General features: G+C 71.1%; 17 protein-coding genes and 1 pseudogene. 13 read left to right on the forward strand and 5 right to left on the reverse strand.

Features of this window, described 5'->3' with window-relative positions:
• Positions 1–78 precede the first annotated feature (78 nt).
• The 4 genes from WMF34_RS47320 to WMF34_RS47335 all read left to right on the forward strand — a co-directional run bounded on the left by WMF34_RS47320 (position 79) and on the right by WMF34_RS47335 (position 3,249).
• On the forward strand, positions 79–354 hold the full coding sequence (locus WMF34_RS47320) for a hypothetical protein (RefSeq protein WP_437991944.1): 276 nt from the start codon (positions 79–81) through the stop codon (positions 352–354).
• 530 nt (positions 355–884) lie between these two features.
• Positions 885–1,424, forward strand: coding sequence for a hypothetical protein (locus tag WMF34_RS47325; RefSeq protein ID WP_437991945.1), 540 nt, complete (start codon positions 885–887; stop codon positions 1,422–1,424).
• Positions 1,421–2,131: a hypothetical protein gene (locus tag WMF34_RS47330; RefSeq protein WP_437991946.1), complete on the forward strand. Its 711-nt coding sequence runs from the start codon at positions 1,421–1,423 to the stop codon at positions 2,129–2,131. The genes WMF34_RS47325 and WMF34_RS47330 overlap by 4 nt, the downstream gene beginning before the upstream one ends.
• Positions 2,128–3,249 carry a hypothetical protein gene (locus WMF34_RS47335; protein WP_437991947.1) on the forward strand — a complete coding sequence of 374 codons (1,122 nt, stop codon included), beginning with the start codon at positions 2,128–2,130 and terminating at the stop codon, positions 3,247–3,249. Before WMF34_RS47330 ends, WMF34_RS47335 begins: the two co-directional genes overlap by 4 nt.
• 6 nt (positions 3,250–3,255) lie before the next feature.
• Here the strand turns inward: WMF34_RS47335 and WMF34_RS47340 are convergent, their stop codons facing one another.
• From WMF34_RS47340 to WMF34_RS47350, 3 genes are read right to left on the reverse strand one after another with little or no spacing between them, the layout of a single operon-like run.
• Positions 3,256–4,782, reverse strand: a complete 1,527-nt coding sequence (locus WMF34_RS47340; RefSeq protein ID WP_437991948.1) for a hypothetical protein — start codon at positions 4,780–4,782, stop codon at positions 3,256–3,258.
• A 37-nt stretch (positions 4,783–4,819) separates the two neighbouring features.
• Complete coding sequence (locus WMF34_RS47345) at positions 4,820–6,451, reverse strand: hypothetical protein (protein WP_437991949.1); 1,632 nt, start codon at positions 6,449–6,451, stop codon at positions 4,820–4,822.
• Positions 6,452–6,481: 30 nt separating this feature from the next.
• Positions 6,482–7,474, reverse strand: coding sequence for a hypothetical protein (locus WMF34_RS47350; protein ID WP_437991950.1), 993 nt, complete (start codon positions 7,472–7,474; stop codon positions 6,482–6,484).
• Between the two features lie 350 nt (positions 7,475–7,824).
• On the opposite strand from WMF34_RS47350, the gene WMF34_RS47355 reads away from it, so the two are divergent.
• The 8 genes and pseudogenes from WMF34_RS47355 to WMF34_RS47390 all read left to right on the forward strand — a co-directional run bounded on the left by WMF34_RS47355 (position 7,825) and on the right by WMF34_RS47390 (position 16,579).
• Positions 7,825–8,910 carry an RNA polymerase sigma factor gene (locus WMF34_RS47355; protein ID WP_437991951.1) on the forward strand — a complete coding sequence of 362 codons (1,086 nt, stop codon included), beginning with the start codon at positions 7,825–7,827 and terminating at the stop codon, positions 8,908–8,910.
• A gap of 116 nt (positions 8,911–9,026) precedes the next feature.
• Complete coding sequence (locus WMF34_RS47360; RefSeq protein ID WP_437991952.1) at positions 9,027–9,923, forward strand: helix-turn-helix transcriptional regulator; 897 nt, start codon at positions 9,027–9,029, stop codon at positions 9,921–9,923.
• Entirely contained in the window at positions 9,916–10,485 is a 570-nt protein-coding gene (locus WMF34_RS47365; protein ID WP_437991953.1) for an RNA polymerase sigma factor, read from the forward strand. Before WMF34_RS47360 ends, WMF34_RS47365 begins: the two co-directional genes overlap by 8 nt.
• A 432-nt stretch (positions 10,486–10,917) precedes the next feature.
• Complete coding sequence (locus tag WMF34_RS47370; protein WP_437991954.1) at positions 10,918–11,895, forward strand: hypothetical protein; 978 nt, start codon at positions 10,918–10,920, stop codon at positions 11,893–11,895.
• A 410-nt stretch (positions 11,896–12,305) separates the two neighbouring features.
• Complete coding sequence (locus tag WMF34_RS47375) at positions 12,306–13,973, forward strand: cytochrome-c peroxidase (RefSeq protein WP_437991955.1); 1,668 nt, start codon at positions 12,306–12,308, stop codon at positions 13,971–13,973.
• Between the two features lie 412 nt (positions 13,974–14,385).
• Positions 14,386–14,688, forward strand: a pseudogene (locus WMF34_RS47380) (hypothetical protein); the annotation flags it as partial.
• Positions 14,689–14,989: 301 nt separating this feature from the next.
• On the forward strand, positions 14,990–15,646 hold the full coding sequence (locus tag WMF34_RS47385) for a hypothetical protein (protein ID WP_012241894.1): 657 nt from the start codon (positions 14,990–14,992) through the stop codon (positions 15,644–15,646).
• Between the two features lie 84 nt (positions 15,647–15,730).
• Positions 15,731–16,579 carry a mechanosensitive ion channel family protein gene (locus tag WMF34_RS47390; protein ID WP_437991956.1) on the forward strand — a complete coding sequence of 283 codons (849 nt, stop codon included), beginning with the start codon at positions 15,731–15,733 and terminating at the stop codon, positions 16,577–16,579.
• Positions 16,580–16,645: 66 nt separating this feature from the next.
• Here the strand turns inward: WMF34_RS47390 and WMF34_RS47395 are convergent, their stop codons facing one another.
• Complete coding sequence (locus WMF34_RS47395) at positions 16,646–17,209, reverse strand: hypothetical protein (protein WP_437991957.1); 564 nt, start codon at positions 17,207–17,209, stop codon at positions 16,646–16,648.
• 319 nt (positions 17,210–17,528) lie between these two features.
• On the reverse strand, positions 17,529–18,458 hold the full coding sequence (locus WMF34_RS47400) for an FHA domain-containing protein (RefSeq protein ID WP_437991958.1): 930 nt from the start codon (positions 18,456–18,458) through the stop codon (positions 17,529–17,531).
• A gap of 58 nt (positions 18,459–18,516) precedes the next feature.
• Here WMF34_RS47400 and WMF34_RS47405 point away from each other — a divergent pair, with 58 nt between their 5' ends.
• The gene (locus WMF34_RS47405; protein ID WP_437991959.1) at positions 18,517–21,192 is read left to right on the forward strand and encodes a protein kinase domain-containing protein; all 2,676 of its coding nucleotides are present in this window, start codon (positions 18,517–18,519) and stop codon (positions 21,190–21,192) included.
• Positions 21,193–21,348: the final 156 nt, after the last annotated feature.

A 21,348-nucleotide genomic window follows, 5' to 3' on the forward strand; every position in this document is an offset into this window, starting at 1 on the left:
TCGTCGCACCGGCTCGCGGCGGCCAGGGCAGTGCTGGCCAGGGCAGCGCCGGCCAGGCGCTGCGGAAGGAGATCGACGATGACCACGACCGAGCCAATGGTGCAGAAGCAGATGGTCCAGAAGGAAGAGGGCAGGATCACGACGAAGATCGAGGAGAGGACCGGCAGGATTCCGTCCGGCACTTATCTCGGGCTGGCGATCGGCTCGATGGTGATCTCGGCCGGCTGCATGCTGGCCGGCAAGAAGCAGATCGCGAACTTCATCGGCCAGTGGGCGCCGTCTCTGCTCGTGATTGGCCTGTACAACAAGCTGGTCAAGATCGAGCACGAGCTGGGATACGGCGCTTACCGCTGACCGCGCCCTGCTGCGGACGGCGGCTCATCGCGATCTCGTTCCGCGAGCGCGTGACGAAGCCGCGCTCGTCGCGCTCGAACCTGGCACGGTCCAGGAGCCGCGGTCCGTCCGGCAGGATCGTCTCCACCGCGCCTCGCCCACCCAGTCCAGACCAAGTGGAGGGGCTCGGCTTGGCCGATGGACGCCGAGCTCGAGCCGCGGCGGCCCCATTGCACCGTCAACCGCGGTGGCGGCCTGCCCAGGCTGTCGTGGTGGCTCGTGGCCGTGGCACGCGAGCGACGTCGTGCCTCGCAGAGCGCAGCGCCGTCCGTGCGCTCTCATGGCAGCGTGGACAGGCAGCTGGCGCCAGCTGGTCGATACGCGCCGGAGCCGCGCAGGTAGCTGCGCGCTGGTGTGCGCTCTGGACGGTACGACCCTCGGTCCGTGGAGTGCGCTCGTCTGGATTCTGTTTGACGTCGGATCCCTGTTATCAGAAGAATCGCCCGCGTCGCCACGTTGCTCGTCCGTTGCGGAAAGGGGAGAGGGGGACGATGGGCACAGGAAGCCGGCGGATCCCGTGGGTGGTCCTGGTCGTCCCCTCGCTCGTCGTCCTACCGACGCAAGGAGAGGCGTCCGAGCTCAGCGCCGGTGTGAGCCTCGGGTGGCTCCAGGCCGGCACCATTCCGCGCCTCGCGGTGGGGCCGCACGCGGGCATATCGTGGCCCATCCAGCGAGACATCCTGTTCGCGGTGCACGACCTGTGCACGATCCTACCCCCGATCCAGGAGGATGGGCTCGGGATCTACAACCAGACCTCGGTTGATATCGGGTACGCGTGGAAGGATGGCAACGTCAGCGCGGGGCCGTCTATCGCGTTCTACCTCATGCCGGCGTGCGGCGTCACCTTGTGCGGCCGCGTCGGTGGCTTGGCCGTGGGCGGCCATGCGCAGACCAACGCGTACGTCGCCGGACCGCTGGGGGTGTCGGTGAGCGTCAACGTGGATTGGGTCGGTCGGGGCAGTTTGGTGCTCCCGGGCTATGTGTCCGTCGTATTCGTTGCTGGTCCCGTGCTTCGATGGAGTGAGAAATGAACGCGAGAAGAGCTCTATTGTTGATCTTGGCCATCGCGGTTTGGGCGCTGGCGGCGTGCAACTGGACGTTCGGCGACTGCTATCCTGTCGAGGAAAGGACTTCGGGGGCAGGGGCCGGTCCAGGCTCGGAGCCCCGCCCCGTCTTCACCTCCGCCGCATCCGGTGACTTCGGGGCCGACCCGCAGGGGGGCGGCGAGCGCAAGATCGCGTGCAACGAGTCGGACCTCGAAGAAGAGGAAGAAGAGGAGCCCCCTAGCGACAGCGACAGCACGGAGAAGCCGACAGCTAGCCCGACGAGCCCGCCAGATCCCTGCCAGCAGAGCGGCGCTCCGACCATGGGGTGCGCAAGTAAGCGGTTCGGCCCGTCTGATTTCAAGTTTGTCACGATCGTCGCCGACGATGGGGCTGATGTGGCAGGTGGTTGGCAGGAGGCAAAGTCAGGATTGATCATCTACCTAGAAGATGGCGTAGCAGCGTGTTTTCTTCGCATTGGAATGCCTATAAGAAATCACCTTTGGGGGGTTATATCGGCTGACGATGCGGCAATGTACAGCGCCGAAGTGACAAATATGGTCGCAGGTGAGATGGAGAGGACGGGTCGTTTTGCGCTGCCACCTGGCATATTCTGCTCAGAGTTTTTCACGAACGTAAAGAATATGTTCGCGGAACAATACAAGAAACTTGGTGTGGTGGTCAACAAGTCATGAAGCACACGGTCGGTCAACTACTGGAAGTCGTCTACCGGTATTTCCCGCGTGGGATCGGCCGTCCCGACCCGAACCAATTTTGGCAGGACGACTCCCAGCGCGAACAGACTGAAGAACACGCTCGGCTCGTCGCTGCGCGGATCCAAGCATCGAAGGACGAACGCTGGCATGCCATGCGACGTCGCATATCAGAGCGATTCCCTGACGTGCTACTCATGAACCGATCACTTCACCTGCCCGCCGGAGCCTGTGACGCGTGTTATTCGTTCACGGTCGATCTGCCGAACGCACCCGACCGTCGAACGCTTTGGTTTCACGTGAGCTTTCTGGCTCCGTACTATGTCGTATACAGCTATCGCATGACCGATTTTGTTAGGCCGCCTGCCGGCTTCGTGGTGCCGTATGGTATCAATTTTTCCATTCCACGAAGTGCTCTGGGGCCCGATCTCGTACTGAACCCGTATGATGAGAGGCTGCATAGCGCGACCGTCACCCGGCATGAGCTCACCTTCGATCTTGCGCCAGACGAGCGGCCTTACGCGACGTGGATCGCCCATGACATCGAGTCGACCTTCGGTTGCGAGCCCATGCCACCGGAGGTCGGTACCACTCTCGTGCCGGGCGTGGTGGTTGGCATGCGCGGTGCGACGTTGTACGATTGTCTTTTTACCATAGATAGTCAGTGGGTGGAACCGTCCCCGCCAGAGCGAGGAGCGGTTGTGACGCTTGAGCCGAGCAGCTTGACAGCTCGGTTTATTGGGGTGCTTACCGTGCTCCAGGCGCACTACCAGATCGGAATACTACTCGATTTGCCCAGGATGATTCAGCAGATGCCGGAGCCATATCGACAGTCGTTTGGGCTTTATTGGTCGGCATCTACAGACGGCTTCCTGCACAAGGACAAGATGCTGGAGGAGCTTGCGCGCATGCGCCCGCACGACGAGTCGCCGAAGACTCTCCGCGCCATGGCGGCCAAACGTGAGCTCGAAGCGCTGGTCGCTTCGTGGGACGGTGAAGGCGAGCCGCCGGCCGCCATGGTCGCTTGGGCCTCCAGCTTCCTGGCGAGCTGGCCCGTGGACTCGGTCGCCGATCTCCGCGCCGATCCTCCCATGACGTGACTGCGGCTATTGGGGAAAGCGAAGCGTCTCGTGGGCCTCGCCGCTCTCTCCCACCGTCATGCTGCCGTCGTGGTTCCAGCTGGTGCCGCCCTTGCCCGGCTGCCCGATCTCGATGGTGACGCCTTCCAGCGTGAGATGGTCCTCGTCGAGGTAGGCGACGCCGATCGAGTCGCCGCCGCGCCCGGGGCCGCCGTAGCCGCCGGGTCCTCCTTGGCCGCCCCGGCCTCCGAAACAGGCGCCGAGTTCATCGCCCAGCGTTCCGCCCGGTGCACCTCGGCCGCCTCGGCCGCCATCCTGAGGTTCCCCGCCGTCGCCGCCCTTGCCGCCATATTTCGCCGTGATCTTGGTGTCGCGCACGGTCACCCGGGCGTGAAGCGCGAGGACGCCGATGGACGGCTGACCGTTCGCTCCCCCGCGGCCTCCTCGGCCTCCGCAACCGCCGGCTCCTCCAGAGCCTCCTCCTGGGCCACCCTTTGAGGCCGCGCCGCACCGGCCGAGCCCGCCCCAGCGACCGCCGCCACCGCCGCCGCCCTGGCCCGGCGTGCCCCAGGTACCCTCGCCCCCCGTGTCGCCCTCCCATCCTGTCTCGGTGACGCGCCCGATGCCCTTGCCGGGCGCGCCCTGCGTCCCCGGAGCCCCCGAGCCCCCAGTGAATCCATCGGAGCAACTGCGGTTGTCCCGCTCCCCGAGACCGCCGCGCGAGGGCGAAGCGTAGGCGGGCTCCCCGTCGGCTCCATCCTCGGCGCTGTCGGGCAGCCCGTCCCCTCCCTTGGCGCCAACGCTCGTTAGCCCGCTCTCGCACTGGTTCACGGTCGCAGGCCCGCCGGCGACGACGGCCGCCAAGCACGCGTCCCCACCGAACATGCCATCCGGTCCGTCCGGTTGCCTGGTCGGCCACGGCTCGCCAGCACGGCCTCCATTCCCCTGGCTGGCGGAGATCTCGCTCCGCAGGATCTCCACTGCCGTGTTGGACTGAGCGAGCAAGCCGATCGGGCCCCACGAGGTGTAGTGGAGGTCGGCGAGCGTCGAGACCCCGTCCGCGGCCCCGCTGTCCTCAGGGCCCGCGGGCTCGACGATCCCCATGGGGCCGTCGAACCGATCGGCATTGAACAGGGTCCATGGGCGCAGGGGATCGCGCACCCATGTCTGGCAGTGGAAGCCCCCAAGGAGATCCACGCCGGAGGGCACCCTGAACTGACTCACGGTGAATCCCTCGTTGCAGAGGAACACGCGCCCTCGTCCGACGCGCGCGAGCTCGATGGCGCGCTCGATGGTGTACACCGGCTTCGCCTTCGTGCCGGGATTCCTGTCGTCGCCGCGACCGATGGGGCCGGCGAGGAACACGCCGCAGCCGTCGTCGAGGATGTCGGCGGCGACGTGCTCCACGCAGACCGACTCCGGGGGCGGCTCGTCCACGCACGAGGTACCTTCACAAGGCGTCACGCCAGGGTCGTTCACATCGGGCACGGTTCCGCAGCCGGTGGCCCACGGCGACAACAGAAGGACGAAGGTAGCAGCGGCGATCTTCCTCATGGGCGTCTCCTGACGTGTGCCGCCAGCACAGGGCGGCTCATTGAGGCGGCTCCTGGTCTGGCGCATCGAACGGGTACCAGAACTGTGCAGTCCCATTGTTCCCGTTGCCGAACGTGGTTTCCGTGGATGCATTGCCGCCGAGCCCCCCGGTGCCGGCTCGTCCGGGCAAGACCATTGACTTCTCCAAGATGGCCACCGAGGCGCCCACGGAAGCGATGCCGAACGAGTGGCCGCCGAGACCGCCGCCGGCGTCGCCCCCTCGACCGCCGTGGCCGCCATCGCCGCCGGCGCAACCTCGCGACGTGTCGATCAGAACCCAGTGTCCGCCGTGGCCACCGTCAGCGCCGGCCCCTCCCCACTGGCCCGTTCCGCCGACGCCGCCATTGCCGCCCTTGGCCCCGAGGACCGTGCTGGCATCGACCGTGAGGTTGCTCCCCTGCAAGGCCACGATCCCGATGCTCGCGCCGCCGTAGCCGCCCCCCTTGCCCCCCTTGCCGCCGCAGCCGCCGCTGCCGCCCGATCCGCCGGCCGCACCGCCCTGCGGCCGACCTGTCTGACACGCGTCCCTGGCGGGGTCGCGCCCCTTGCCGCCGCCACCCCCGCCGCCGCCCTGACCGACGCCGCCTGGCTTCCCGTTCTCCCCGCGGACGCCGATCCATCCGTCGACGCCCAGGAGACCAGGATCCACTGCTCCGGCAGCGCGCTCCGCAGGGGCGCCGTCTGCTCCCCGCTGCCCTTCCGTGCACGCCATGCTGGACGCACCGAGGCCACCCAGGCCGATGTTGTCCGGAGTCCCGACCGGTTCCGGCAGTCCTGACGTCCCGTCGCTACCCGTCTCGAGGCTTCCACGACCCCCCTCGCCACCCGTCGACTCGATCCCGTCGTCGCACACGGTCACGACCGGAGGGGCGCCCCGCGCGGCGTCCGCGGTGCAGGCGTCCGCGCCGTCGTTTCCCACCACGCCGGCATTCGCGCGGAAGCTCGGCGCGTCCTCGCCCGGCTCTCCGTCCTTGCCGTCGCCTGCGAGGATCACGCTCGACTTCACGATCGCCCTGGCCCCATGCTCCAGGAGCATCGCGATCGACGACTTGCCATCCCTCGCGGAGGCGTTGGCCGCCTCGACGCGCATGCCGAAGATCACCGACGTCGCATCCTCCTCCGCGCTGACCGCATCGTCGTCCCCCCCGAGGACCCGCACCGGGATCCCCACGGGCGGCGCGATGACGGTCAGCGCGTTCTGCTCGTCGAGCGGCCCTCCGTAGGACCAGTCGCCGCCGGCACACAGACGGCCGCCCCAGAGCTCGACACCCTGGGGGAGCGAGATGGCCTCCTCGAACAACCCGCCGCACGCGTACACGCGCCGGGTCGGCGCCTTGCCGTCGCGTCGAACGTGCGCGGCGAGGCCGATCGCGTGCTGCAACGTCCTCACCGGCGCGCCCTTCGTGCCGGGGCTGCTGTCGTCGCCCTGCTCGCTGACGAACACGCCGCACATATCGAGCGCCGTCGCCGTCCTCGGATCCCCATCACAAGGCGATGGCTCCGGCGGCGGAACCTCGCACCAGTAGCTGTCCGCACAGCTGTCGGAGTAGCAGCCGGTGTTCCCGGCGGCGCTCGCCAAGCCGAGCGCGATAGGCGCCAGCGAACGGAGGACCTCTCGACTGCGACCCATCGATCTAGAACGCATGACCTCGCCTCCCCCTCACCACGCTCCCTCGACGAGCACACCCGCTCGGTCGCTCGTCGTCACCGGCACGATGCGAAGGCCAGCGGCATTGGGCGCACCACCGAAAAAGGCAACCTCCGTGAAGAACGAGGCCGCCGTCGCCACGCCGAACACGGCGCTCGTCGCCAGCGACACCTTGCCGAGGGTCGCGAACAGATCCCGCTCGTTCACCTGGTCACGAATGCCGGCGCACGACGCCGGTGCATTGGCGTCCCGGCACGTATGGGACGTCCATCCCTGCGCGCGACGCGTGACGTCTCGCTCGCGCAGATCGCCATGGATGACGTGAGCGCGCAGGAGAAAGACCGCGCCGGCCGCTGCCGTCGCCGTCGTCACCACGATACCGCCTATCCGCGCCGTCCCCGGCCAGGCAGCCCACGGGCTGGGAGGCCGCGCCTGTGCGGCCGCCGGAGAGCTCGGGGCTCGCGGCGTTTCGCTCGGTGAACCCGGCGCGTCCTCTTTGGCGCTGCTCACCGACGCGCGCGGACAATGAAGCGAGATCTCGTGCTCCGCCTTCGCCACGGTGCGCAATGTCTGGAACGCATCTTCGCGGCCCGGTGCTTGGGCCCGCACCGTATGCAGGCCGGGCTCGACGAACAGCGTGTAGACGCGCGCGACGCGGCCGATGGGCTTGGTGTCGATGATCACCTCGGCGTCCGGCGGGTCGACGGAGACACGGATCTTCGCGACGTGCGGTGCTGCCTTGCGCTGCCCTTCCTCGAATCGCTTCTGCAGCGCGGCCGGCAGCGCCTCGCGCTGCTCGAGGCTCAAGGCGAGGTGTTCGGCCGCGTCGCGGTATTTGCCCAATGCGACCTCGCAGAGGCCGAGCTCCCCGGCAATCTCCGCGCGCTCACGCTCCGTGCTCGACGCCGGGTCCGCGGCGTCGAAGGCCGCCTTGTAGGCGGCGTGTGCCTCGGACCATTGCCCCGCCGCGCGCGCCCTCTGGCCACGGCGAACATGGTCCTTCACCGTCGCGTTCTCTCTCGATCTTGTCGTCGATGAGCCGCCCTGGGCGCGCGCTGCGCTCGTGAGGCATGTCGATGCCCCGAGCGCAAGGAGAATCGAGAGGAACTGTGGAGCGCAACGCATGTCACGACGGTAGTTGCGTCAACTGCTCGGCGTCAATGGCGGGTGAAATCGCCATGCGCCTGCGTTTGCCGTGAGAAATTTCAGCGCGAAACAGCAATGTTGCCATCTCGCCTGAGGGCCGAGCGCTGTGCGCGCGCGCAGGTGGCGTACCGGGGGACGTTGTCCTACCAAAATGACCCGGACCGTTCACTTTTCTGACCCCGGGAGGGCCGCTCAGACGTGCTACCGGCATGGGCAAGCCCGCGGGGACCTTCAGCAGCTTCGAGCTCTTCCGGCGCCTGGCGAGGCGCTTCGGCGTCCCGGCGCGCGATGCCGAGGACGTCGCGCAGGACGCGCTGCTGCGGGGGCTCGACGCGGAGGGACGGATCGAGGCAGGCGGGGACCCGGCGCCGTACCGCGTCGCGATCGCGGCCAACCAAGCGCGCGACCATGTTCGAAGCGCTCGCCGCCGGCGAGAGGTGCTGACGCCGTCGGGCGACCCCGAGCTCCACGACGAGCACCCCACGCCGGAAGAGCTGCTCAGGTGGCGCGAGCGGGAAGCCGTGTTGTGGGAGCTCATCGACGGTGTCGAGCCGAAGTACCGGGACATCTTGATCAAGCACGATCTCGAGGAGATCCCGCTGACCCAGATCGCCGTGGAGCTCGGCCTTCACCCTGACGCCGTGAAGACGCTGCACCGTCGAGCCCGCGAGCAGCTGGAGGAGGCGGCGCAACGCCGGAGGGCGAAGCAACGCTCCCGCGGATGGGACGAGACCCCCTGCGTCGTTCCGTTCGGGCTCACTCCACGCCGGGCATGGATTGGCTCCCTGCTCCGCTGGACTTGGAGGCTCCTGGCGCAGGGGGCGAGCGTCGTGCTCATGAGCGCCATGGTCGCTGCCGTGACCTCCTCGTCCACGCTGCAGGCGTGGGTTCGATCGGCTCTCGATGACGGTTGGCCCGCGCTGTCGGGGCAGGCCTTTGCGCCGCTCCCCGCGGAGCGCCGCGCCGGGCAGGCGGGGACGTCCTCCGCATCACCCGCAGCGCAGGCCGCTGCGCTCCCCGTGGAGCGCGGCGCCGGACAGGACGGCGCCGGTGCGACCACGACGCCTCCTCCGTCGGCAACGGCTGCTCCTCGTGCGTCGTCCTCGACGACCCACGCGAAGCAGGCGATCAGCGCGCGCGAGAGGAGCCTGATCCGCCAGGCCCGGACGGCCATCGAGGCTCACAGCCCAGAGGCGGACCTCGAGGCGCACCGGTTGCTCGAGGCCCATGCGGAGGAGTTCCCGCGCGGTCGGCTCGCCGCGGAGCGCGAAGAGATGCTCAGGCAGCTGCGCTGACGGCTCGGCTGTCCATCGACACCTAAGCCAGCGGCGGAGTCGGTGCTGTCGTCGGGCAGCACGAGGCCGAGCTCCGCCGTGCGTCGGACAGGAATGCTCACGGTTCAGGAGGGAACATGGAGGACATGCTGGGTGCGATGTGGCTCGTCTCGCCGCTCGGGCTCGCGATGATCGCGTGCGTCGCGATCGGCTTCGCGGTCACCGCGCGCGAAGCGCTGGGACGCGAGCGCGGGCTTCGCGAGGCGCGCGAGCACGCGCGTGATGACGAGGAGGCAGCCCTCACCGATGCGAGGGAGCAGGCTGCAGAGGAGCGGGACCGATACCGACGCCTGCTGGACTGTCACATCGACGCGGCGCTCGCAGAGCTGACACACGCCCGCTCACGCCCTGTCCCCTGGCCAGGAAGGGTGCTCGAGTCGTTCTGCGCGACGAGCCCTTCGTGGAGGAGAAAGCTCGCCGAGTGCACCGGGCTATCGCCGAGGGAGGTGGAGCGGCTGCTCAGGAGCGACCTTCCCATGACGCCCGGCCTGGCCCGGCAGCTGGAGGCGTTCACCGGGACGCCTGCCCGGTACTGGGAGCGCCTGTGGCGGCTGCACGACGACCATCGAGCGGATGCAGAGGAGACCGTGGTGATCCCGGTCGGCGAACCCGTCACCAGGCGCGAGAGCTCTGCGCGTCCGCCGTCGTCACCCGGGCCGACCTCGGTGCCGCCGCTTCCGCCGACGATGCCTCCTCGTGCGCTCGACGTTCCTCCGCCCGTGGTGCCGTCTCCCGAGCTTGCGACCAGGAGCCCGCGGGCGAAGCTCCCGCCGCCTCCGCTGCCGCGGCTTCGGTCGCCGCTCCCTGCCCGCGCCGCCGCAGGGGCGGAGCTCGCCCAGCGCGCCGCCACGCTGACGAGCTTTCCACTACAGCGTGACGAAGGGGCGGAGAGCACGGCCAACGGGTCCGATTGGGAGGAAGCAGAGCGCTCGCCGCTGAACACGACACTCCCCGGAGTAGGGAGCCATGGGTGAGCGCGGCCAAGCCTCGCATTCGAATAACGACGAACGTGCCGCCGCGCACGCCCGCTTGTTTTGTCCGATGCTGATGCGCACCGTCCTGCGCTGGCTGGCGTGGTTAGGGGTCCCACTCTGCCATCGTGGCGACGTCGCAGGCCAAATCTGGCTCATCGCCTGGCAGAGCTGGCCGAGCTTCGATCCGAAGCGCGGCAGGCCAGAACGCTGGTTGAATTCGATCGCCGTCCATGTCGCGTCGCACTACCACCGGTGTGCGCGGCGCCGGAAGGAGGAGCTCGTCGATCGGATCGATGTGCTCGATCCAGCGCCGGACGCCGCTGCTGTGATGGAATCGGACGAGATCAGGGCCGGCACCATCGATGCAGTGAACGAGCTCGATCCGGACCTGCGATTTGTTCTCGTGGCACACGATCTGGACGGGATCCCGATGGCCCAGGTGGCAGAAGACGCAGGACTACCTCTCTCTACGCTCTACAAGCGACGCACAAAGGCCATCGGTGCGCTCCGCGACATCATCGCGCTTCGGGGGGACCATGGCCGACGGGTCTCCGCCGGATGACGACAGGTTCCACCTCGGATGACGGCGAGCTCGCCGCTGGATGACGATGGGCTCCAGCCTCGATGACGACGGTCCCGGGCCGGATGACGATGGCTCGACGCCCGATGCCGAGGGGCAGCGGCCGGATGCCGATGGGCTCCGGGCGTATGCCGGCGGGCCCCAGTCCGGATGCCGATGTGTCCTGGTCGGATGCCGATGCCTCCCGGGCGGATGACGACGACGTCCACCTCGGATGACGATGGCCCCCTCCCGCAATGACGACGCCCTCCGCCGCGATGCCGACGGTTCCGCGCCGCGCGCCTGCGCGTCGCCCTCGCGCCTGGCGCCTCGCGCTGTCGCCATCCACGGGCGCGCCTCGGCCGGCGCTCGCAGGCGCCATGGGTCGAGAAGAGCCCCTCGACATCCCGGTTCCTGTGCACGTAGCCTGCGCTGATGGCCAAACCTATCTCTCCTCCCGAAGAGACCTATGACAACGACCCCACGCTCGAATCCCTGGCGGAGCGGCTCGGCAAGCCGGAGCCAGGCATCATCGAGGCATTGCTCGACGGCACGACCGAATCCCAGCTCGTCGAGCGAGGGCGGCAGATCGCCTCCTCGCGCGTCTTGACCGATCTGCGCCGCCTCTACGCGACGGCGCACGCGTGCTGGTCGAGCGCGTCGAAGGAGAAGCGGGAGAAGCTGCGCGGCTTCTCGCCGGAGCTGCTCGCGCTCGCGGTCGAGCAGGCGCTCGCGCTGGAGCGGCTGCTCGAGGCGCACGAGAGCGCCGGGCAGAAGAAGGACGCGGCGCGCGCCACGACGGACGCGGCGCTGCGGGAGCGGTTCTCGCGCTCGCTGCTCCTGCGCGACCAGGCCTACGAGGTCCTGCGCGGCGTCGCCGGCTCGGGCAAGGAGGCGCGCGAGCAGCTCGCGCAGGCGGTCGGCACCGCGGAAGATCCAGGCGCGCTCGCGCGCGGGCTCACCCAGCTCGCCGCGCTCGGCAAGCGCTACCTCGCCCAGAAGAAAGGTCCTCTCGCCGTGCGCGCCAAGCTGATGCGGCTCGACCAGGACTACGTCGAGCGCCTCGAAGAGACCGCGCAGGAGCTCACCCAGGCGGCGAAGACGGCGGCTGCGCGCCCCGCAGGCCAGAAAGTCACGAGCGGCGACCTCGACCGGGCCGACGGCATCAACCTGATCCTCCTCGAGCAGATCGTGCGGGTGTTCGAGCGCGCCAACGAGCAGGATCCGACCGTCCCGCGCCTCGTACCCATCGCGACGCGGCGGCTCTTCAGCCGGAGCACCAGGAAGAAGGCGGCCGAGGCGTCCGGCGGAGGAGGAGGCGCGGCCGGCAGCGGCAGCGCTGGAAGTGGCAGCACCGACGGAGCGCCGCCGGACGAGGAGGATCCGCTCGAAGGCGACGATGCGCCGGTTTGAGCCAGAAACGCCCTGATCGGAACCGAGCATGAGGGCTCAGGCTGCAACTTGGGCCCTCTTCTTATTCGTCACGCCCTCGCCGGCGCCTTGATGGACCATCGCCGCGCGACATCCTTCGCACCACGCCAGCGAACACCACTTCTCGCGGCGTCCGCCGGTGCCGCGCTGCGCGCCCAGCCGCCCGCGGGGATCGCCGCCGTCCAAATCTCGACATCCGCCTGGAATCCTCCTTGCTAAGCTCGCACGCGCGGCGAACGGAGGAACCCATGCGTCTGCGCCTTTCTCGTTCTCTTGTCGTGGCAGGGCTCTTGTCCACGGGCGTTTTCTCGTCAGCTCTCACGGCGTGTGGCCCGGGGGATCCATCCCCGGTGGCCGGGGCCCATGTCGGCGACCCTGATCAAGAGATCACGGTGACGGAGGTGCCACCGCCGGCCATCAGCGGGGGAACGCTGATCGTCGCCAGCGACGGTCGCACGGCGGTGGCGGCGGACGCCGACCGCGATCGCGTCTGGATCGTCGATCTCGAGGGCGGCGAGCCGGCGGCCGTCCTGCTGGAGCGGGGCGACGAGCCCGGGCGTCTCGTCGAGGACGCGAGCGGCCGGGTCCACGTGGCGCTCCGGCGCGCCGGCGCGGTGGTGACCCTCGATGTCGAGGCGCGGTCGGTCGTCGCGCGCAGAGACGTCTGCCGCGCGCCGCGCGGGGTCGCCTACGACGCCTCGCTCGACGCCATCCACGTCGCCTGCGCTGGCGGCGAGCTCGTGACGCTCCCGGCCTCCGGCGGCCCCGCCGTCCGGAAGCTCCGCCTCGCCCCCGACCTGCGCGACGTCGTTGTCGAGGGTGACCGGCTCCTGGTCAGCCGCTTCAGGTCCGCGGAGACGCTGGTCGTGGGCCCCGACGGCGCGGTGCTCTCGCGCCGCACGCTCCCCGTCTTCTACTCGAACGGGTTCGCCAACTCGGAGTATGCGCCGTCCGTGGCCTGGCGCATGGCGCCGCTCGCCGGCGGAGGTGCGCTGATGGTGCACCAGCGCGCGATGTCGTCGAAGGTCACCCTCAGCCCGGGCGGCTATTACCAGTCTGCCGACTGCGACGGGAACATCGTGCACGCCGCGGTCAGCAGGATCGACCCGGCGGACGTTCCTGACACATCGATCCCCTCGCTGCCCGCGGCCGCGATCCCGAATGTCTCGCTGCCTGTCGACATCGCGGTCGCGCCCGACGGCGCGCGGATGGCCATCGTGGCGGCCGGCAGACGCTCCGTCGTGAGCGCGACCGTCGACAACCTGGAGCGCGACGCCGAGATGAACGGCTGCAGCCCGGAGGTCACCGCGAACGCGCTGAGCGGGCAGCCCGTCGCCGTGGCCTTCGACGGCCAGGGCGAGATCGTCGTGCAGCTGCGGGAGCCGGCTGCCCTGGAGCTGGTCGGCCGGCGCACCATCGCGCTTCCGGGCGCGAGCGTGAAAGACACCGGCCACGAGATGTTCCACCGCCCGCCGAACGGCGTGAGCGCCGTGGCGTGCGCGTCGTGCCACCCCGAAGGGCACGAGGACGGGCGGACGTGGGACTTCGATCCCGTGGGCCTGCGGCGGACGCAGGCGCTGGGCGGCGGCATCCTGAAGACGGCGCCCCTCCACTGGAGCGGCGATCTGCAGGACCTCGCGGGCCTGATGGGGGAGGTGTTCGTCTCCCGCATGGGCGGCCAGCAGCCCGGCGCCCGGCGGCTCGACCTGATGGCCCGTTACATCGACAGCCTGCCCGCCTTCCCGGCGTCGCCGCCCGAGGACGACGCCGCCGTGGCGCGGGGCGAGGTGCTCTTCCATGACAAGCAGGTGGGCTGCGCGGAGTGCCACGGTGGCCCGATGCTCACCAACAACCGGAACGAGGACGTGGGCAAGGGCGAGCGGCTGCAGGTGCCCTCGCTCCTCGGCATCGCCGGGCGCGCTCCGTTCATGCACGACGGCTGCGCGGCGACGCTCCACGATCGCTTCGATCCGCTGTGCGGAGGTGACCGTCACGGCGACATCTCCGGCCTGACCGCCGCGCAGCTGGACGATCTGGTCGCCTACCTCGAGTCCCTCTGAGCCTCCGGCGCGCCGCGCTCCTCGCGCGGTACGACCGAGGCGTTCCTCGACATCCGGGGCCGATTGCCACGCTGCGAGCCCCCATCACCCGGCAACCAGCGGAGCGGGGAAACCGCGTGTGACGGGGCGCCCGGCGCGGGCGCGCCGCCAGCGGCTGGCGCCGCGCTCTCCGGCGGCACAGCGGTTGCTCGTCCATCGAGACAGGCGCAACCGACGCAACCGATGCAACCGACGTAACCGACATCGCGGCTCGATGGACCCGGGCCACACGCACGGTCTGTCTTTGTTGCACGTTTCCGCACGTTCCCACGTTCGCACGTTCTCGCGATTCTCACGCTCTCACGACGGGGCAAGCCGGCGTTTCCGACGGAGCTGCCGACCCGCGAGGTGGAGCAGGCGCAAGGAGGGCACCATGCCTAGAGGCGACAAATCCAGCTACACGACCAAGCAGAAGCGGCAGGCCGAGCACATCGAAGAGGGGTACGAGAAGCGCGGGGTCTCCGAGGAAGAGGCCGAGCGGCGGGCCTGGGCGACCGTCAACAAGATGACCGGCGGGGGGAAGAAGTCGGGATCGGGGGTGGGCAAGCCAGTGAACAAGGAGCCGGCGAAAAAGGGGGGCCGCAAGGGAGGCGCCGCGTCCAAGGCGCGGCCGGCCGCCGCGAGGAGCGCGGCGGCGAAGAAGGCGGCGGCGACCCGCAAGCGGAACGCCGCGGCGAGCGCCGGACGGACCACGGCGGCGAAGAAGGCGCCGGCGAGGGCGAAGAAGAGCGCCGCGTCCAGCGCTCGCTCGCGCAGCTCCTCGGCCCCGTCGACGAGCGGCCGCTCCCGCGCCGCGCAGGGCACGGCCCGCCGCGGCGGTGCGGGGGCCTCGCGCAAGACGACCTCGGGGGCGAAGACCGGAGCGCGGCGCGCCGCGAGCGGGGCCTCGCGCAAGACGACCTCGGGGGCGAAGACCGGAGCGCGGCGCGCCGCGAGCCGGTCCTGACGCCCCGGCGAGAAGAGGAGAGGGGGCGACCATGCACGAACTTCAGAGCAACGGAGCGACGAATGGCGAGGGCGGCCTGTTGGGCGACGAGTCCGGGCCGCAGGTAGAGAGCCGGAGAGGACGCGCGTTCCTCACGACCCTTGTCCGGGAGCTGTTCCAGACGGAGCGCTCGGCGATGATCCACCCGCGGATCGAGGCGGAGCGCCTCGGCGATGCGCCGCCGGCGCGCGCCATGCGGGCGGTCTCGAGCCACGCGGAGGCCACGCTGTCGGAGATCCGCCCGCTCCTCCGCGAGCGCGGGCTGCCCATCAGCGCGGGCGGCAGCATGGTGGGCGCGGCCTTCTCGGCCTTGCGCGATCACCTCGCCGATCACCTGCTCAGCACCGAGAGGTCCTACCGCGGCACGCTCCTCGGGATGCGGCACGGCGTCGACCTCGTCGAGCTGCTCCAGTACGTCGCGACCGTGGAGGGCGACACGCCCCTCGCCGCGTGGTGCGCGCGCTGGCTGTCGATGCGCAGGCCTCTGGTCGAGGCGGTCGCCGGCGAGCTCGCGTGGTTCGCGGCGCGCCCGATGCGCGCCACGCGGGCGGCGAAGGACGACGTCACCGCCCACGTCCTCCGGGGCCTCGTGAACGGCGTGGAGCTCGTGGCGCAGCGGCTCCGCCGCCTCCTCACGTTCGCCGGTTGACTCCCGCCGGCCGCGCGCGGAGACACCCCGGCGCTGGGCCGCGCGCGGCGTCGCGCGCGGCGTCGAAGCCGAGGAGGATGCGCAGTGGAGCAGGGGATTGCGACGTGGGGCACGCCGATCGAGCTCCTGGAGCGCCACGGGCCCGGCGTCTCGAGCGCGCTGTTCATCGCGGTCGTCGGGTGGACGGCCGCGGCCTGGGCCGCGCGGAGCGTGCGGTCGCTCGGCAAGAAATGGACGCAGGTCGACGCGACCCTCATCCCCCTGCTGGCCAGTGTAAGTCGACTCACCATCTTGACGGTCACCGCCATGGCCGTGCTCGAGCGCTTCGGCGTGGACACGAAGAGCCTGTTCGCCGTGCTCGGCGCCGCGGGTCTGACCGTCGGCCTCGCCCTCAAGGACACGCTGTCGGACGTGGCCGCCGGGCTGGTCTTGCTCGTGCTCCGTCCGTTCGATGTCGGCGACGCGATCGAGGTCGACGGGACCTCCGGGGTCGTCGACGCCATCGACGTGTTCCAGACCAGGCTGACGAGCTTCGATGGCGTCCCGATCACGCTGCCGAACTCCAAGGTCCGGTCCGCCAAGATCCAGAACTTCACCCGGGCGCAGCGCCGGCGCATGGACCTCACGATCGGCGTCAGCGCCACCGCCGACATCGCTCACGCAATCGCCACGTTGCGGGACGTCCTCTCGAGCGAGCCGCGCGTGCTGCCGGAGCCGGCGCCGTCGGTCGACGTCGTCGAGCTCGCGGAAGGGAAGGTCAACCTGCTCGTCCGCGCCTGGACCCTCCCCGCCGACTTCTTCCCGGCGCGGCTCGAGCTCACGCGCCACTTCAAGGAGCGGCTCGACGCCGAGGGGATCGTCGTCCCGATTCCCCAGCGCGAGCTGCATATCCCTCTTCGGGAGCCGGAGCGGCGCTCTGCCCCGTTCCTCTGAGGCGGCGCGCGCGTTCGAGCGGGCCCGGAGGCGACCCCGCCGCGCCGCTCTCGCCCCTGCCCTAGGTCAGGGCGTGCCCATCAGGAGATAATACCAGGTGCCCACCTCGATGGCGTTCGGGTGCGTCCCGCCCACCCGGGTCAGCGTGCGCGTGAAGATCTTCTTGTTGAACGCAAGGCCGTTGCTCGGCGCCTGCGTGTTCACGTACCAGGCGGCCGCCATCAGGGCCGATGTCTGGTTGTCCTTCTCGAACAGGACTCCCATCTTCACCTGGCTGTCGTCGGGGCTCGGCAACCGGTAAAGGTACCCCGTGCGGGTCCCCGGGACGGAGCGCGTCCCCTGCGTCCAGTCGCCCTGGGTCGGGTTCCGGGGGGCCGTGAACTGGTTGCTCGGGCTCACGACGTCCAGGAACGCGTCGAGCGCCGGCGCCGTGAAGCTCGGGATCACCTCGGACGTGAAGGTCAGCGTGTTCGAGAAGGTGAGCGTGCTCGCCCACCGCCAGTACTCCGTCTGCGCCTGGAAGGTGAGCTGGCCATTGGAAACACCGTTGCTCCCGAGGGCCACGATCCGGACGAGATCCGCGTTCGAGAAGATCCTGAGCCTCACGTCCGGCGGGATCTGGTCAGTCACACCGGAGCCCGGTTTGGCCTTCGCCGGGCTGCGCGTCGAGATGGAAGCGCCAGCGGCGGGCGCACCGAACGTTGAGTCTGCATCGTTGCTCATGGTTGCGCTCTCTCCTGGGATGACGATCACGACAGCATCGATCGCAGCGCGCAGGCCCTGCCCAGCCCGCGCTCCGGCGGCGGCGCGGTCGCGCGCGTGTTCACGACGCGCGACCCGCGCGGCCTCGCCCGGCGTCGACGAGAGGAAACCTGGATCCTCCCGGCCGCGGCGTCGATGACAGGCGGTCACGCGCGAGGGCCGGCGCGCTCCGTCCGCGGCCCGATGTTCAGTACCGGACCACCTCGACCGCCTCGGTGCCGAGCCGGATCTGCCGCGACGTCGTCCGGCGCTCGACGAGCGAGCCGGCGTCGAGCACGCCCGCGCGCGCGAGCTGCTGGCGGGCGCGGAAGACGTTGACGTTGAGGTGATGGAGGTCGAGCCGCAGCTTGCCGAGCAGGTCATCGACGTAGCGCCACCCGCGCTCGGCCGGGGGCAGCCCGGTCTCCCTGTCGCGCAGCCGGGAGCGCGCCAGCATGAGGAGCAGCTCGTGGTGGGCGCGTGCGGCGAGCTGGATGACCTTGTCCCCCTGCACCAGGGCGACGGCGATGTGCTCCTCGTCGTGGCTCACCTCGAAGCGCAGGACGGTGAGGCCGAGGAGCTTGGGGCTCGCCGCGCTCGACGCGGTCGTCGGCACGGCGGCGTCGAGCGCCTGCGGCGGGACGCGCAGGACCCAGGCGCCGCCGGCCTCGATGCGCTCCTGATCCACGGCCGGGCGCGTGCTCCCGTCGATCTCGATCTGCCAGACGCCGTGCTGATCCTCGAAGAGCGTCACCCGGGGGTCGGCGGCGTCCGGCAGCGCGAGCAGGCCCTCCTCCGCCGCGCGCACCTCGCCGGTGAGCTCGGCCCGCGCGCTCGTGACGGGCGCGCCGGCCTCCTCCACGATCCAGCGCTCGGCGTCGCCGCCGAACACGAGCTCCGTCCCCGCGTCGAGCGCGGCCCGCTCGGCGGACGTGAGCCGCCGGCCGCCGACGTGCGTGCCGTTCGTGCTGCCGAGGTCGCGGATCCACCAGCGCGCCCCGTCCCAGAACAGGACGGCGTGCTCGCCGGAGGCGCAGCGGTCCTGGAGGCGCACGGCGCAGTCGCGCGCCCGGCCGACCCGCGCGCGCGACGGGAGCGTCACGCGAACGCCGTGGGCTTCATGCTTCAAGACCGCCATGGATGCAGCGTAAGATGCTGCCGCCGACCACATCAACGGCGTCGAAGGCGAGGCCCCCATGAGCGATCCCGCGGCACTCCTCAGGAAGCTGGCGGGTGAGCTGCACCTGTCTCCCTCGGCATGCGCGGAGATCCAGCGGGCGCTCGCCGAGCACGCGGCGCGCAGCCTCACGGAAGAGCTGCCGGCGACCGTGGTCCGGGACGCGCCGGCGGCGCCGAGAGGCGCGCCGGGCCCCGGCGGGGAGGCGCCGGCGGCGGCGCCGGCCGGCGACGCGCCCGGGCTGACCGGGGACGCATCGGCGGCGGCCGAGCGCCGCCCGAGCGCCGCGCCTCCGGCGGTCCACGCGCCGGTCGCGGCGTGGCCCTGGGACCGTTACGACGATCTCGGGCTCATCGGCCGCGGGGGCATGGGCGAGGTGCGGCGCGTGCGCGATCGCGTGATGGGCCGCGTGCTCGCCATGAAGCTGCTGCGCGTCGAGGGGCAAGACGACGCGGACGGCCGGGCGCGCTTCCTCGACGAGGCGCGCCTCACGGCGTGCCTTCAGCACCCAGGGATCGTCCCCGTCCACGACTGCGGGATGCTCCCGAACGGCCAGCTCTGGTTCACGATGAAGGAGGTCCGCGGCCGCACGCTGAGCGCGCTGATCCGCGCGCTCCACGCCTCGGGCGAGGCGGGCCCCTCGCCCGAGGCGCTGCGCCGCGTGCTCGACGTCTTCGTCCGCGTCTGCGAGGCGGTCGCGTACGCGCACGGCCAGGGCGTCCTCCACCGCGATCTCAAGCCGGACAACGTCATGATCGGCGAGTTCGGCGAGGTCCTCGTGATGGACTGGGGCATCGCCCGCGCGACCGCGCGCGGCGCGCTGGCGGACGCGCTCCCGGACAGCGGCCACCACACGCACGTGGGCCTGGTCCTGGGGACGCCGGTCTACATGCCCCCGGAGCAGGCGCGCGGCGAGGCCGAGCAGCTCGGGCCCGCCAGCGACGTGTACGCCCTCGGGGCCGTCCTGTACGAGCTCCTCTGCGGCGAGCCCCCGTTCCGGGGGACGGCGCTGGCCGTCCTGGCGCAGGTGGTCCAGCGGCCGCCCGAGCGGCTCGCCGTCCGGTGCCCCGACCAGATCCCTCGGGATCTCATCGCGATCTGCGAGCGGGCGATGGCGCGCGATCCGCCTTCGCGTTACGCGAGCGCCGAGGTGCTCGCCGCGGAGATCCGCGGCTTCCTCGACGGCGCCCGCCGCCGCGAGCGGGCGCGCGCCCTGGTCGAGGAGTCGCGCGCGCTGGCGCCGCAGATCGAGGGCCTGCGCGCGCGCGCCCGGGCCCTCCGGGCCGAGGCGAAGGCGGTGCTCGGGCGCCTCGACTCGTTCGCGCCCGCCGCCGAGAAGGCGCAGGGGTGGGCGCTCGAGGACGAGGCGCGCGCGCTCGACCGCGCCGCCGCGCTGGACGAGGCGACGTGGCACCAGAAGCTCCGCGCCGCGCTCAACGAGGCCCCGGACTTCGACGAAGCGCACGCGGCGCTCGCCGACGCCCACCTGGCCGATCTGCGGGCCGCCGAGGAGGCCCGCGACGCCGAGGCCGCGGCGCGCGCCGAGGCGTTCCTCAGGGCGCACGCGCGCGAGCGGCACGCGGTCTTGCTCCGCGGCACCGGGGCCCTCTCGCTGCGGACCGATCCCGAGGGGGCGCAGGTCTGGCTGCTCCGCTATGTCGAGCAGGGGCGCCGGCTTCGCGCCGAGCCCCAGGGCCTCCTCGGTCACACGCCGCTCTGCGAGGTCCCCCTCGCGCGCGGCAGCTACCTGCTCTCGATCCGCGCGCCCGGGTACCGCGAGGCGTCGTACCCCGTGAAGATCGGCCGCGGCGAGCACTGGGACGGCGTGCGTCCGGGCGGCGCGGAGCCGTTCGTCGTGCCCCTCCTGCCCTCGGAGGCGCTCGGCGAAGAGGACGTCTACGTGCCGGCGGGCTTCTTCTCGGCCGGCGGAGACCCGCAGGCCGGCGACGGCTTGCCGGCGTCCCGGATCTGGGTCGACGGCTTCGTGGTGCGGCGGCACCCGGTGACGCAGGCCGAGTACCTCGCCTTCCTGAACGATCTGCTCGCGCGCGGGCGCGAGGCGGAGGCCGCGGCGGCGTGCCCGCGCGCGGCCCGCGCGATCGCCGGCGACGTGGACATCCCGCTGTTCGCGCGCGACGGGGACGGGCGCTTCGCGCTCGGCCCGCAGGCGCGCGCGGAGCAGGCGCGGCACCCGGTCGCCTCGGTGGACTGGCGCAGCGCCGTCGCCTACGCGTCCTGGTTGGAGGCGCGCACCGGCGCGCCGTGGCGCCTCGTCGGCGAGCTCGAGCGCGAGAAGGCCGCGCGCGGCGTCGACGGGCGCTTCTTCCCCTGGGGAGACGAGCCCGAGCCGACGTGGGCTTGCATGGTGGGCGGCCGCCCCGGCCCCGCGAGCCCGGCGCCGGTGGACGACCATCCGACGGACGAGGGCCCCCACGGCGCCCGGGGCCTCGCGGGCAACGTCCGCGACTGGTGCGCCGAGCTGTGGATGCCCGACGGCCCCACGGTGGTCGACCGCATCGCGCGCCTAAAGCCAGCGGACGCGGCGGCTCCGGGGCTCCGCTCGATCCGCGGGGGCGCGTGGAGCTCCGGGCCCCCCGCGGTGTGCCGCGCGGCAGGTCGCTTCGCCGCGCGCCCGGAGGATCGCTTCAGCGCCGTGGGCTTCCGTCTCGCCCGGCCGGTCGTCGCTGGCGGGTAGCCGGCGGTCGCCGGCGCGCAGGGGGATGCGGTCGTGCGCGGCGACCGGCCGTGTTTGGCTGCTGAGCCCGCATTGCAGCGCTGGCGCCGGGGCACGGCCTGGTATCAGACGGCGATAGACGGCGACAGACGGCGGATGTCGTGTTTGCACTCGAGC

The sequence above is a fragment of the Sorangium sp. So ce145 genome (assembly GCF_051525985.1).
Classification (GTDB): Bacteria; Myxococcota_A; Polyangia; order Polyangiales; family Polyangiaceae; genus Sorangium; species Sorangium cellulosum_B.

Coding starts and splice junctions, on each gene's coding strand:
- WMF34_RS47355 (WP_437991951.1), top strand. CDS start 7,825: ATGGGCAAGCCCGCGGGGACCTTCAGCAGCTTCGAGCTCTTCCGGCGC.
- WMF34_RS47360 (WP_437991952.1), top strand. CDS start 9,027: ATGGAGGACATGCTGGGTGCGATGTGGCTCGTCTCGCCGCTCGGGCTC.
- WMF34_RS47335 (WP_437991947.1), top strand. CDS start 2,128: ATGAAGCACACGGTCGGTCAACTACTGGAAGTCGTCTACCGGTATTTC.
- WMF34_RS47345 (WP_437991949.1), bottom strand. CDS start 6,451: ATGGGTCGCAGTCGAGAGGTCCTCCGTTCGCTGGCGCCTATCGCGCTC.
- WMF34_RS47365 (WP_437991953.1), top strand. CDS start 9,916: ATGGGTGAGCGCGGCCAAGCCTCGCATTCGAATAACGACGAACGTGCC.
- WMF34_RS47370 (WP_437991954.1), top strand. CDS start 10,918: ATGGCCAAACCTATCTCTCCTCCCGAAGAGACCTATGACAACGACCCC.
- WMF34_RS47405 (WP_437991959.1), top strand. CDS start 18,517: ATGAGCGATCCCGCGGCACTCCTCAGGAAGCTGGCGGGTGAGCTGCAC.
- WMF34_RS47385 (WP_012241894.1), top strand. CDS start 14,990: ATGCACGAACTTCAGAGCAACGGAGCGACGAATGGCGAGGGCGGCCTG.
- WMF34_RS47400 (WP_437991958.1), bottom strand. CDS start 18,458: ATGGCGGTCTTGAAGCATGAAGCCCACGGCGTTCGCGTGACGCTCCCG.
- WMF34_RS47320 (WP_437991944.1), top strand. CDS start 79: ATGACCACGACCGAGCCAATGGTGCAGAAGCAGATGGTCCAGAAGGAA.
- WMF34_RS47330 (WP_437991946.1), top strand. CDS start 1,421: ATGAACGCGAGAAGAGCTCTATTGTTGATCTTGGCCATCGCGGTTTGG.
- WMF34_RS47325 (WP_437991945.1), top strand. CDS start 885: ATGGGCACAGGAAGCCGGCGGATCCCGTGGGTGGTCCTGGTCGTCCCC.
- WMF34_RS47340 (WP_437991948.1), bottom strand. CDS start 4,782: ATGAGGAAGATCGCCGCTGCTACCTTCGTCCTTCTGTTGTCGCCGTGG.